Raw genomic sequence first — 12,144 nt, forward strand, 5'->3', positions numbered from 1 at the left:
TCGGCTGCTGCCCTTGCCGGCCGTTCCGGATCGGCCGGCGGCCGCCTGTTGTGGGGGGTCGTGGCGGTGTCGGGGGCCGGAGCCGTGGTCGGGGGAGAGCTCCGACGAAGGGCCCCGGGCGCCGGCCGGGTGGGTGGCGGCAGCCGCGGGGCCCTTGGGTCAGCACCGGCGTCAGGGCAGCGCCTGTGCTGAGGGCGGCACCGGGGGAAGCGCCGCCGGATTGGTCGAACCAATGGCAGAACAGTGCCACGGTCCACCAACTGGCCTTGTGGTCAGGCGGTTTGTTCGTCGGCTCTCTGCATCGTCCTGGATACGCCGCACTGCGCGCAACCATTTCGACGAAGCGGGATTTCAGGTTCTGGCAAAGATCCCGTGCGCGGCCCGTGTGAGCCCGTGTGAGCAGGGGGCCTGTGCGCCCCGCTGAGGTTCGGACAGCCGCGGAGCGGCCGGCCCAGAGCGTCCCCGGGACCGGCCGCTGTCGTGACCGGGCTGCTGTCCCCTGCCGTCCGGTCACAGCACCGGAGCGAGGTCCCACGACGCCCGGCGTCTCCCCTCCCGGGGAGGACGGGTGTCTCATCGCTCCGGTGACGCCGCCCCGCTCGCCGCCAGGCGCCCGGCGGAGATCAGGGACACCGGGTCCAACGAAGGCCCTCCGGGCCGGTCACGCGCCGTACGGGTGAGGGCCCCTTTGCTGTTTCCGGGGAGGGGGTGCCCCTTGCTGTCCGCTGCGGGCTGCGGGTTCGTTGTGGCTTGTGGGGGCACCCCCTGCTCGAAGAGCTTGGGGGAGCAGTTCCCCGCGCCCCTTCGGGGCACGCCCCTCTCACCGCCTAGTGCCCCCGGCACAGCCGCAGCAAGGTGCGGGCCAGCTCACGGCCCGGGGCCCCCAGCTCCGTGCTGTAGTGGTCGAGGATTTCCATCTCGCGGGACAGGTGCACGCTCCCCCGGACTCCGTCCGGGGGTGCCCCCAGCCCGCCCGACTCGATCCGCGTCCGCTGGATGGACTCGGAGACGGCCATCCGCTCGCGTACGAGCGCGATCAGGCGGGCGTCGAGTGCGTCGATGCGGCTGCGCTGGGCCGCGATCACTGCCTCCGGCGCAGGCGCCGCTTCGGTGCTGGTGCTCGTCGTCATCTGCTGTGTGCTCCTCGGTTCACGGAACCCGCGGGGTCCGGCGGCCCGGGTGGAAACACACAGGAGCCCCGGGCCTGACCGGCCCGGGGCTCCTGGGGAAGTTCGTATGTGGCTTCTCTCACACAGAACGACGACCATGGCAGCCGGCCGGGCCGGTGCCATAGCTAAACCACACGTTCTGCATGAGCATGCGCCCAGTATGCCACCCTCCGGCGGCGGGGCCGGCAGCCCATGGGCCCCGTTATCATCGGTGGTGAACCCCCGCTTCACCGCCGAAAGGCATCAGCTTCGTGGCTTCCAACCCGTCCGCGAGCAGCACTCCGGACACCGTTCTCGTCGTCGACTTCGGCGCGCAGTACGCCCAGCTCATCGCGCGCCGCGTGCGCGAGGCGCGGGTGTACAGCGAGATCGTGCCGTCGACCATGCCGGCTGCCGAGATCCTCGCCAAGAACCCGAAGGCGATCATCCTCTCCGGCGGTCCCTCGTCCGTGTACGCGGAGGGCGCCCCCTCCATCGACCGTGAGCTCTTCGAGGCGGGCGTCCCCGTCCTGGGCATCTGCTACGGCTTCCAGCTGATGGCGACGACGCTGGGCGGCACGGTCGACAACACCGGCAGCCGGGAGTACGGCCGCACCGAGCTGACCGTCTCCAAGCCGTCCTCGACGCTGTTCGAGGGCACCCCCGGCGCGCAGCAGGTGTGGATGTCGCACGGCGACGCCTGCTCGGCGGCGCCCAAGGGCTTCACCGTCACCGCGTCCACGGACCTGGTCCCCGTGGCGGCCTTCGAGGACGACGGCCGGAAGCTGTACGGCATCCAGCACCACCCCGAGGTGATGCACTCCACCCACGGCCAGCAGGTGCTGGAGCACTTCCTCTACCGGGGTGCGGGGCTGTCCCCGGCATGGACGACGGAGAGCATCGTCGACGAGCAGGTGGCGGCGATCCGCGCCCAGGTCGGCAGCAGGCGCGCCATCTGCGGACTGTCCGGCGGCGTGGACTCGGCAGTGGCGGCCGCGCTGGTGCAGCGGGCCATCGGTGACCAGCTGACCTGCGTGTACGTCGACCACGGGCTGATGCGCAAGGGCGAGACCGAGCAGGTCGAGAAGGACTTCGTCGCGGCGACCGGCGTCCAGCTGAAGGTGGTGGACGCCGCCGACCGCTTCATCAACGCGCTGGCCGGGGTGTCCGACCCGGAGCAGAAGCGCAAGATCATCGGCCGGGAGTTCATCCGGGTCTTCGAGCAGGCGCAGGCGGAGATCGTCGCCGAGGCGCCGAGCGACGAGCCGGTGGCCTTCCTGGTCCAGGGCACCCTCTACCCGGACGTGGTGGAGTCGGGCGGCGGCACCGGCGCGGCCAACATCAAGTCGCACCACAACGTGGGCGGCCTCCCCGAGGACCTCGAATTCGAGCTGGTGGAACCGCTGCGCAAGCTGTTCAAGGACGAGGTGCGGATGGTCGGGCAGGAGCTCGGGCTGCCGGACGAGATCGTCCAGCGCCAGCCGTTCCCCGGCCCGGGCCTGGGCATCCGGATCGTCGGCGAGGTCACCCGCGAGCGGCTGGATCTGCTGCGGGAGGCGGACGCCATCGCCCGCGAGGAGCTGACGGCCGCGGGACTGGACCGCGACATCTGGCAGTGCCCTGTGGTGCTGCTCGCGGACGTCCGCAGCGTCGGCGTCCAGGGCGACGCCCGCACCTACGGCCACCCCGTGGTGCTGCGCCCGGTCTCCTCGGAGGACGCCATGACGGCCGACTGGTCGCGGCTGCCCTACCACGTGCTGGCCCGTATCTCGACGCGGATCACCAACGAGGTCGCCGAGATCAACCGCGTCACGCTCGACGTCACCAGCAAGCCGCCGGGGACCATCGAGTGGGAGTGAGCCGACGCTGAGCTCCCGCCCCGCAGTTGGCCGTGTGCCCCGCACTTCTGCTGCGGGGCACACGTGCGTTCGGGCCGGTGCGCGGGCTGGGATACGGTGCCGTGGTGTCGGATGCGGAGGGCAAGCAACAGCGGGACGAGACCGAGGACGAGCGGCGCGAGCGGTGGCGCCTCCTCCAGGAGCGCGCGGACCGGCGGCGGCGCCGTACCCGTATCGCCGTGTGGAGCGGTCTCGGTGTGCTGCTGCTCGGCGGCGTGGGATGGGCCGTCACGCCCACGGTGAAGGACAAGATGATCACGTCGGGGGCCTGCGACGGGGCGCTGCCTGACGGCAGCATGGACACCCTGCGCGCCACCACCGGCGACGCCGACGCGCATCTGACCAAGTCCGAGAGCGAGACCGACGGTGACCTCGGGCGCTACACCTGCGAGGTGGCGAACGAGGACGGCGAGCGGGTACTCGAAGTCCGCGCCTACACCCGGCGCGACGATGTCGACAGCGAACTGGTCCGGGAGTTCAGGGACGACGGCGTCCACCCCGCGAGCGCCCTTGCCGCCGGGCTCCCCGGGTACGAGTCCCGGCTGGCCGGTCTGACGCTGATGCCCGAGTGCCCGGGGCGCGGCAAGGACGCCGCAGGGCACCCGGGGCGGCTCCTGGTCAACGTGCTGGCCGGACACCGCTCCGAGCCGCATCAGCTGGTCCGCGCCGGCGCGGCGGTCGCCAACAAGGCGGCCCAGAAGCTCGGTTGCGACACCGACCGGCTGCCCGTACCGGCGAGGGGTATCGAGAAGGAGGAGCCCAAGGGCGTACCGTCCCGGCGCGCGGCGGGCACGCCGTGCGCCGCGCTGGCAGGCGGCCCCTTCCGGGGCGGCGGCTGGTCCGTCGATCTGCGTATCCCCAAGGGCCGTGGCCCGATGACCAGTTGTCTGGTGCGGCCGTCCGGCAGCGACGAGGACGGCGAATCGCACAGCGCGGTGATCTCGCTCTACGGCCTGTACGGGGAGTGGTCGCAGCGGGTGATGTCCGGCCAGGCGGGCCTCAGCGGTGTGCGAGCGGACGCGTCAAGGACCCGGCCGTGGCTCACCGACGAAACCGGCTGGGCAACGGCACGGTGCGGGGGCCTGCCGGCCGGCTTCCAGATCGGAGTCAGCCGCCCGGACGATGAGTCGGACGGGCAGCAGGCCCTGAGCAGCGAGCAGTTGGACCGGCGCGCCATGCGGGACATGCTCGCCTCCTTCGCGAAGAGGGAGAGCGCCGAGCGTGGTTGTACCGGGTTGCGGTTGCCTTCGGGGGACTGAGTTGGGTTGCGCCCCGAAGGGGCGGGGGGAACTGCTCCCCTCAGAGCAGGTTGAGGGCGTTGGCATACCGCGCGTCCATCTGAAGGCGGAGCCGCTCGGCCCGCCCCGCAGGCACCCCGCGCTCCTTGGCCCACGCGTCGAACACCGCGAAGAGCTGAACCCTCCCGTCCATCAGCCGTTCGGCGGCGCGCTTGCCGCTGCCGGCCGACGCGTCGGGGCGGCGCTGCGCGAGGGCGGCGGCGGAGGGCCGGGTGCGTAGCTGGTGGTCGGCGGGGTGGTAGAGGCCGCGGGTGTGCCGCAGCACCGCGCGGTCGAACTCCGCGAGGGAGGGCGCGAGCCCGTCCTTGACGGCGACCGTGCGGGAGGCCATGAGCTCGGCGACGAACGTGGCGCTGCGTTCGAGTTCCATCTCGCTGGACTGCACCCCGTCCTCGGGGTCGTCGCGGGGCTCCTGCGCGCTGTCGGTCAGCCGCTCCAGATACCAGGCGAAACGGGCGCGTTCGGCGTCGTACAGCGTGGCGAAAGCGCTCGGCGAGGCCGCCACCCGGCGTACGACCTTCTTGGCCCTGTCCAGGTCGGGGAAGACGACGTGCACGTCGTGGCCCTGGGGGAAGGGCGAGGCCCAGTTGCCGCTGCCGTCGCCGTATTCGCCCTCCTCGTCGGTGGCGGTGGGGTGCACCCAGTCGTGCGGTGCGCCGAACGCCACCGCGCTGGTGGTGTCCTGGATGTAGGAGGCGAACATCTGGGCGAGGTAGGGATTCAGGCCGAGGGGGAAGTCGGGCAGATAGCTCTTGGTGCCCTCGCCCAGCAGCAGTACGGCGGCGTGTGCGACGCGGGCCTGCCGCTCCGTGTGCGGCTGCGCGGGCTCGCGCTGGTGCTCGACGGTGCGGCCGGTCGTCGCCGCGACGAGGGCGCGGCCCGCGAGCTGCGTACCGTCCGCGCCCTCGCACAGCGGGGCGCCGGTGGAGTGGAGCAGACGCTTGAGCGGTGCGGTACGGGCGATGTCCGGGCCCGGGTCCAGCGCCTTGGCGGCCCGCTCGGGGTCGCGGGCCAGCGCGCGGGCGGAGACGGGCGCCTTGCTGCACGCCTCCGGATCGTCCCCGTCCAGCACCAGCAAGGGCACCAGAACGGCGACGAGAGCGAGCGCCAGTACGCCGCCCACGACGAGGAACAGAACGTGCCGTGGGGCGACGGCGCCGCGTATCCGGCCGAGGAGAGACACCGGGCGAGGGTACCCGTCCGTGCGCGGCCGGCGGAGCGGGGCCGTCCGTCCGCCGCTGTCGGTCCGTTGCGGTGGGGCGCCCTCAGCGTTCCCAGGCGCGGGTCAGTGCGGCGGCCTCGCCGCGGGTGGTCACGCCCAGCTTGGCCAGGATGTTGGAGACGTGGAACTTCACCGTCGACTCGCTGACGCCCAGCGCTTCGGCGATCTCCCGGTTGCGGCGCCCGAGAGCGACCTGTTCCAGTACGTGCAGCTCGCGCGGGTGGAGTGAGTGCAGCCCCTCCGGGGTGACGTCGGTGGGGTGTTGGGGCGGCTGCGGCGCGGGGACGAGCGGCAGGGTGACCGTCACCGTCGTCCCCCAGTCCGGCACCGGGTCCACATGCAGGGTGCCGCCGAGCGCCGCGACACGTTCGGTGACGTTCGCGGTGACGGCTTCCCCGGCGCGCAGCCGCCCCGGGCCGTCGTCCCGCACGGCAGCGCGCAACTCCCCGTCCTCCAGCCACCACCCCACATGCACCCGGCCCAGCCCGTCCTGCTCCAGCAGCGCCAGTGTGGCGGCCCGCACGGCGGCGCGCGCGGTGTGCGCGGTGTCGGAGGGGACGGAGCGCGTGCTGCCCGGCGCGCGCAGCACGAGCCGCGCCGTGTGGTGCCGGAACAGCGGCCGCAACTCGCGTGCCGCGCGGTGGAAGGCGTCGTCGGCGGGCTCCTCGCTCAGCTCGCGGTTCCAGTACGGCGCCCGCCGCAGCACCGCCAGCGCTTCGACGGCCAGTTCGGTGGCCGTGGCGCGGGCCGCGGCGTCGCCGAGCGCGGGCGCACGCAGCGCGGCCAGCACGCCGGTGAGCGCCGCACCGTGTGCCTCGGCCAGCTCCGCGAGGGCGGTGGCCCGCGCCGCGGCGGCGGCACGGGAGACGGCGGTGCGCTCCGGGTGGGCGTCGGCGTGGAGTTGGTAGGTGTAGGCGGTCACCAGGTCCCAGACCCGCTGGACGATGCCCAGCACCTCCGCCGACACGGCGGCCGGTTCGGCACCGAGACCGGTGAGGGCCAGCAGCGCGCCGCCCTTTCCCGGCGGCGACGAGGCGATGCCCAGCACGGCGCGGGGCGCGCCCGCCAGCACCGCCTCGCCCTGCCACGGCGTGCCCACGGGCACCCGGACAGCGAGCTGCCCGAGTTCGGCCGAGGTGATACGCGCCGCGAGCGCACTGTCCGTGCCGGCGGCCTGCCTCGGCGCGTACGCGGACACCTCGCTGAGCTGCGCAGCGGCGGTGTGCGGCACCAGTACGCGCAGCGCGCGCGAGGTCCGCTGGAGCAGTTGGGGCAGCGGCGCGGCCACGATCTCCGTCACCCGGTCCAGCGCGTCCGCGCTGCTCGTCCAGCGGCGTTCACTCCTCGAGCGGCGTTCCACCCGGCCCACGGTACGGCGGCGCCGGGCCAGGCGTGCCTGGTCGTGAGGAGAGGCGCCGGCCGGCCGTCCGACGGGTCCGGCGGCGGCGCGGCCCGGCACACAGTGGTGCGGCGCCGTCCGCCCGACGGTGCGGAACCGTCCTTGCGACCAGGGAGCAGCCACCGCATGCCCTTCACCACACACGCCATGGCCTTCGACCGCTTCGGCGCCGCCGACGTCCTCGCCCCCCGGGAGGTCGAACTGCCCGACCCCGGACCCGGCCAGGTCCGTATCGCCGTACGGACAGCCGCGGTCAACCCACTGGACTGCAAGATCCGCAGCGGCGCGATGCAGGAGCTGTTCCCGCTGCCGCTGCCGCACGTGCCAGGACTGGAGGCGGCGGGCGTGGTCGAGTCCGTCGGCCCGGAAGCCGGCGAACTGGCCGTCGGGGACGAGGTGTTCGGCTGGACGCTCACCGGCAGCTACGCAGGACACGCGCTGGCCGAGGCGGGCGGCCTGGCCCGTCGCCCGCACCAGCTCGGCTGGGCCGAGGCCGCAGCCGTGCCGACCGCGGCCGGGACCGCGCTGCGCTGCTTCCGGCTGCTGGCCCTGAAACCGGGCGAGACCCTGCTGGTGCATGCGGCGGCCGGGGGCGTCGGCACACTCGCCCTCCAGCTCGCGGCGGCACGCGGAATCCGGGTCATCGGCACCGCGAGCGAGCCCAACCACGCCTACGTACGGGAGTTGGGCGCCGTACCCGTCGCCTACGGGGAAGGGCTGGCCGAACGGGTGCGGGCCGTCGCGCCGCAGGGGGTGGACGCGGCGCTCGACGGCGCCGGGCGAGGCGGCGCCATCGAGGCGTCCATCGAGCTGACGGGCGGCACCGAGCGCGTCGTCACGATGACGCACCCAGCCGAAGCGGCCCGGCACGGCGTGCGCTTCGCGGAGAGCGAGGCGAGCCCCGACCCCGCGGGGGCGCTGGCCGAGGCGAGTGCGCTGCATATGGCGGACGGGCTCCGGCTGCCGGTGCACCGCCTCTACCCGCTCGCGGAGGCCGCCTACGCGATGCGGGAGAGCGAAGCGGGCCATGTGCGGGGGAAGTTGGTGCTGGTGGTTCGGTGATCCGCTGATCCGCTGATCCGCTATCCGCGAAGGACTTCCCGGGCGCCGGTGATGTTGCGTGTGTGCTGTTGGATGTAGTACTTCTTATACATGAGCGAGCGCGTACATAACAGGCTGGCGGTCGTACGGGCGGAACGGAAAGTGTCCCGGCAAGCGCTGGCCGAAGCGGTTGGTGCGCACTACCAGACGATCGGCTACATCGAACGCGGGCAGTACAACCCGAGCCTCGATCTGGCACTGCGCATCGCCGCCTACTTCAGGCTGCCGGTGGAGGCGCTGTTCTCCCTGGAGCCGTTCCGCCCGCTCACGGACGAGGTGTACGGCACCGACAACGGCCCGGACACGGCTGGCACGACCGCACGCACGACCGCACGCACCAGCGCACGCACCACGGGGAGGACCACCACATGAGCTCCAGCGCTCCTGCTTCGGGCACATCCGCCACGCGTTACGACACGTGGCTGCTCAAGACCATGAACGACGCGCGAACCAAGCGCTTCCACGCCACCCGCGGGGCGCGCCGCCGCATCGTGGTGGCACACATGGCGGCGACAGCCGTCGGACTGGCGGGCATGGTGGGCGCCTATGCCTGGGCGTCGCCGTGGCCACTGGCCGCCCTGCTGGCCGCACTCGTCGCCTGGGTCCCGCTCACCGGGTTCCTCAACTCCATGACCCGCGGGCTGCTGGAGCTGCGGGTGCGGCTGCTGGACGAGCGCCAGGTGGCCGAGCGCGGCGAGGTGCACGCGAGGGCGCACCGCATCAACTCCTGGGTGCTGACCGCCGCGCTGCTCGGCTTCTACGCCGCCTGGCTCGCGGACACCTCCCTGGCCGACCTCGCCGTCCCGCTGGCCACCACCGGGCTGCTCGTCTGGGCGCTGCACCGGCTGCTGCCGCTGTGGATCGCGGCCCTGCGGGTGCAGGACGAGCCGGAGGACGACGAGGTCGAGGCGGGGGCCTGATCCGCGGGCCTGATCCGCCGATCTGATCCGTCGGCCTGACTCGCCAGCCCGACTCGCCGATCTGATCCGTCGGCGGCCCGCCGGAGCCGTCGGACAGCGGCTCCGGTGTGCTCGGTTCTGCTCCGTTCGAGGGGACTCCGGGAACCGCCCGCGCGCGGCTCCCGGAGCCTGCCGTGTGCCGGTGCTAACCAAAAGTCATGCGATCCGATAGTCATACTGTTTCGCGCAGGGCTCTGCTGTGCGTCGGTCTCGGTGTCGGTACGGCGGGGATCGTGGGCGTCGGCCTTGCCGCCCTCACCGGCGAAGACGCCGCTGGTGGCGGCCGTGCCGCCGGGTCGCCAGCGCCCGGGGGACCGGCCCCCGGCGCCCGGCCGGGGGCGCGAAAGGCCGCTCGCACGGGCAGCGCACCGCATCTCGCCCGTGCTGCCCCGGACAGCTACCGCCTGCGCCCCCTCGCCGGGGAGACCTCCATGGGCGAACCGGCGGCCCACCCCCCGGTCCACACCCGGGCGGAGAGCACGCTCCCCGCGGCAGCGGGCCGACGCGTACTGGCCCTCACGTTCGACGACGGACCGCACCCCGAGAACACCCCCCGGCTGCTCGAAGTGCTGCGCCGCCACGGTGTGCAGGCCACGTTCTTCGTCGTCGGCGAGAACGCCGCCGCCTTCCCCGGCTTGCTGCACGCCATCGCAGCCGACGGCCACGTGGTGGGCAACCACTCCTGGGCCCATCACCCGCTGAACCGGATGCGCCCCTCCGACGTACGCGACGACCTGGGCCGCACCAGTGAGCTGATCGACCGCGTCGTCGGCACCCCGCCCCGCTGGTGCCGCGCCCCCTACGGAGCCTGGCACCCTCCCTCCCTGAAGGTCTGCGCCGACCTGGGGATGGAACCCATGGGCTGGTCGGTGGACACCCGCGACTGGACCCGCCCCGGCACCGCCCGCATCGTCAGCGCCGTCACCGACCGGGCCACCCCCGGCGCCATCGTCCTCCAGCACGACGGCGGCGGCCCCCGCCCCCAGACGGTCGCCGCGGTCGACCACTATCTGCCTCTGCTGAAAGCCGACGGCTACACCTGCGTGCGCCCCCAGTCGTGAGAGGCCCGGTCCTTCCGGGGGCTGGCGTGTGGCTAGACCAGCCGCCGCGCCGTCGCCCAGCGGGTCAGCTCGTGGCGGTTGGAGAGCTGGAGCTTGCGCAGCACCGCCGAGACGTGGGACTCGACTGTCTTGACGGAGATGAACAGCTGTTTGGCGACTTCCTTGTAGGCGTAGCCGCGGGCGATCAGGCGCAGGACTTCGCGTTCGCGCTGGGTGAGGCGGTCCATGTCCTCGTCGACCGGCGGGGCGTCGGTGGAGGCGAAGGCGTCCAGGACGAAGCCCGCCAGGCGGGGCGAGAAGACGGCGTCGCCGTCCGCGACCCGGAAGATGGCGCCGACCAGGTCGTCGCCGGTGATGGTCTTGGTGACGTAGCCGCGTGCGCCGCCGCGGATGACGCCGATGACGTCCTCGGCGGCGTCCGAGACGGACAGCGCGAGGAAGCGCACCGGCTGCTCGGTGTCGCCCATCAGCGGCGCGCTGCGGCGCAGCACCTCCACACCGCCGCCGCCCGGCAGATGGACGTCCAGCAGGACGACATCGGGGCGGGTCGCCTCGATGACCGTCATCGCCTGGTCGACGTCGCCCGCCTCACCGACGACGTCCACGCCCGTCTCCTCGGTGCGGCCGATCTCCGCCTGGACGCCCGCGCGGAACATACGGTGGTCGTCCACCAGGACGACCCGGACCCGGCGGCGGCCATCGGTGGCGTCACCGCCCTGGGGGGTGACGCCGCTCTGCGGGCCGCTGCCGCCGTCGCCCTGCTGCTCGTTACCCGTCGCCTCGTCCGTCACGACTCCGCCGCCCTCTCCATCTCCAGCTCGACCTCTGTGCCTTCGCCCGGCGCTGTGCGCAACCGTGCCGTGCCGCCGTTGCGCCGCATCCGGCCGATGATGGACTCCCGTACGCCCATCCTGTCCTCCGGGACGGCGTCCGGGTCGAAGCCCGGCCCGCGGTCCCGTACGGAGATGAAGACGGTACGCCCCTCCACCTCGGCGAAGACCTGCACGGCGCCGCCCTCGCCACCGTACTTGGCGGCGTTGACCATCGCCTCGCGCGCCGCCTGAAGCTGGGCGCCCAGCGCCTCGTCGAGCGGGCAGTCACCGACGCAGACCACCTCGACGGGCACCCCGTGGTGATCCTCGACCTCCGCCGCCGTGGCCTTGACGCCCTCCGCGAGGGTCTTGGGCTCGTCCTCCTCCTCGGCCGCCGCACCCGCGGTGTCGGCCGGCTTGTAGAGCCAGGCACGCAGCTCCCGCTCCTGGGCGCGGGCGAGCCGGGCCACCTCGCGGGGCTTGTCCGCGCTGCGCTGGATCAGGGTGAGGGTGTGCAGTACGGAGTCGTGGACGTGCGCGGCCACTTCGGCCCGCTCCTGCGCGCGAATGCGCATCAGCCGTTCCTCGGACAGATCCTGCATCATCCGTACGAGATACGGGCCCGCCATCAGCGCGATGCCGACCAGCACGGCGAGCGCGGCCTGGAGGACCGAGCCCAGATGGCTGACCGAGCCCTGGACGACGACGATGCCGGTCACGCCCACGGCGACCAGCGCGACACCGGCCGCGCTGCGGGCGATCGGCAGCAGGCGCGTACGGCGGCTGACCTCCGCCCAGTGGGCGCGGCGGGAGTTGTCGGCCTGCCGCCACACCAGTGCGACGCCGACGCCGATGAGGACGACGGGCCACAGATAGGTGTTGGCGGCGCCGAACTGGAGGTTGTCCGCGGTGATGAAGATGGCGACGATCAGCGCCAGTACCGCGATGAGCTGGCCCTTGTCGGGCTTGCGGAGGAAGCGGCGGCGCAGCCCGTCGCGGTCGGTGACCACTTCGGACAGTCCGGCCGCTGCGGTGCGGTGCCCGGCACCGACTCCGCCCGTGCCGAGCGGCACCACGAACCAGAACGCCGCGTACAGCAGCACTCCCAGGCCGTTGGCGAGGCTGAGCGCGATGAAGACGATCCGCACCCAGGAGACCGGCAGCCCCAGATGCCCCGCGAGTCCCCGCGCCACCCCGCCCAGCAGCCGCCCCTCCGCGCTGCGGTAGAGCTTGCGCAGGGGCGGTT

General features: G+C 73.1%; 11 protein-coding genes. 6 read left to right on the forward strand and 5 right to left on the reverse strand.

The genetic code is table 11. From position 1 onward, the window contains the following. Positions 1–827 precede the first annotated feature (827 nt). Positions 828–1,130, reverse strand: coding sequence for a chorismate mutase (locus ITI46_RS29785; RefSeq protein ID WP_209243033.1), 303 nt, complete (start codon positions 1,128–1,130; stop codon positions 828–830). 290 nt (positions 1,131–1,420) lie between these two features. On the opposite strand from ITI46_RS29785, the gene guaA reads away from it, so the two are divergent. Next, the gene (gene guaA / locus ITI46_RS29790) at positions 1,421–3,007 is read left to right on the forward strand and encodes a glutamine-hydrolyzing GMP synthase (protein WP_209243034.1); all 1,587 of its coding nucleotides are present in this window, start codon (positions 1,421–1,423) and stop codon (positions 3,005–3,007) included. 104 nt (positions 3,008–3,111) lie between these two features. Then, the gene (locus tag ITI46_RS29795; RefSeq protein WP_209243035.1) at positions 3,112–4,305 is read left to right on the forward strand and encodes a hypothetical protein; all 1,194 of its coding nucleotides are present in this window, start codon (positions 3,112–3,114) and stop codon (positions 4,303–4,305) included. A gap of 40 nt (positions 4,306–4,345) precedes the next feature. Here the strand turns inward: ITI46_RS29795 and ITI46_RS29800 are convergent, their stop codons facing one another. Next, positions 4,346–5,527 (reverse strand): hypothetical protein, encoded by a 1,182-nt coding sequence (locus ITI46_RS29800; protein ID WP_209243036.1) that lies wholly within the window; start codon positions 5,525–5,527, stop codon positions 4,346–4,348. Positions 5,528–5,609: 82 nt separating this feature from the next. Further along, positions 5,610–6,926: a helix-turn-helix transcriptional regulator gene (locus ITI46_RS35615; protein ID WP_307808376.1), complete on the reverse strand. Its 1,317-nt coding sequence runs from the start codon at positions 6,924–6,926 to the stop codon at positions 5,610–5,612. A gap of 165 nt (positions 6,927–7,091) precedes the next feature. On the opposite strand from ITI46_RS35615, the gene ITI46_RS29810 reads away from it, so the two are divergent. The 4 genes from ITI46_RS29810 to ITI46_RS29825 all read left to right on the forward strand — a co-directional run bounded on the left by ITI46_RS29810 (position 7,092) and on the right by ITI46_RS29825 (position 10,086). Then, a complete protein-coding gene (locus ITI46_RS29810) occupies positions 7,092–8,027 on the forward strand; it encodes an NADP-dependent oxidoreductase (protein ID WP_209243037.1) in 936 nt (311 codons plus the stop codon). Between the two features lie 90 nt (positions 8,028–8,117). Continuing rightward, the gene (locus ITI46_RS29815; RefSeq protein WP_247746796.1) at positions 8,118–8,438 is read left to right on the forward strand and encodes a helix-turn-helix transcriptional regulator; all 321 of its coding nucleotides are present in this window, start codon (positions 8,118–8,120) and stop codon (positions 8,436–8,438) included. Continuing rightward, positions 8,435–8,986 carry a hypothetical protein gene (locus tag ITI46_RS29820; RefSeq protein ID WP_209243038.1) on the forward strand — a complete coding sequence of 184 codons (552 nt, stop codon included), beginning with the start codon at positions 8,435–8,437 and terminating at the stop codon, positions 8,984–8,986. Before ITI46_RS29815 ends, ITI46_RS29820 begins: the two co-directional genes overlap by 4 nt. A gap of 197 nt (positions 8,987–9,183) precedes the next feature. Further along, positions 9,184–10,086: a polysaccharide deacetylase family protein gene (locus ITI46_RS29825; protein WP_209243039.1), complete on the forward strand. Its 903-nt coding sequence runs from the start codon at positions 9,184–9,186 to the stop codon at positions 10,084–10,086. 32 nt (positions 10,087–10,118) lie between these two features. Here the strand turns inward: ITI46_RS29825 and ITI46_RS29830 are convergent, their stop codons facing one another. Beyond that, positions 10,119–10,877: a LuxR C-terminal-related transcriptional regulator gene (locus tag ITI46_RS29830; protein WP_209243040.1), complete on the reverse strand. Its 759-nt coding sequence runs from the start codon at positions 10,875–10,877 to the stop codon at positions 10,119–10,121. Beyond that, positions 10,874–12,144: ATP-binding protein (locus ITI46_RS29835; RefSeq protein WP_209243041.1), on the reverse strand; the 1,271-nt coding region annotated here is incomplete at its 5' end. The genes ITI46_RS29835 and ITI46_RS29830, both read right to left, overlap by 4 nt.

This window comes from Streptomyces oryzae (assembly GCF_017676365.1).
GTDB lineage: Bacteria > Actinomycetota > Actinomycetes > Streptomycetales > Streptomycetaceae > Streptomyces > Streptomyces oryzae.

Excerpts from the sequence above, each read along its gene's own strand:
- ITI46_RS29785 (WP_209243033.1), bottom strand. The coding sequence starts at position 1,130 with ATGACGACGAGCACCAGCACCGAAGCGGCGCCTGCGCCGGAGGCAGTG.
- ITI46_RS29810 (WP_209243037.1), top strand. The coding sequence starts at position 7,092 with ATGCCCTTCACCACACACGCCATGGCCTTCGACCGCTTCGGCGCCGCC.
- ITI46_RS29815 (WP_247746796.1), top strand. The coding sequence starts at position 8,118 with ATGAGCGAGCGCGTACATAACAGGCTGGCGGTCGTACGGGCGGAACGG.
- ITI46_RS29820 (WP_209243038.1), top strand. The coding sequence starts at position 8,435 with ATGAGCTCCAGCGCTCCTGCTTCGGGCACATCCGCCACGCGTTACGAC.
- ITI46_RS29825 (WP_209243039.1), top strand. The coding sequence starts at position 9,184 with ATGCGATCCGATAGTCATACTGTTTCGCGCAGGGCTCTGCTGTGCGTC.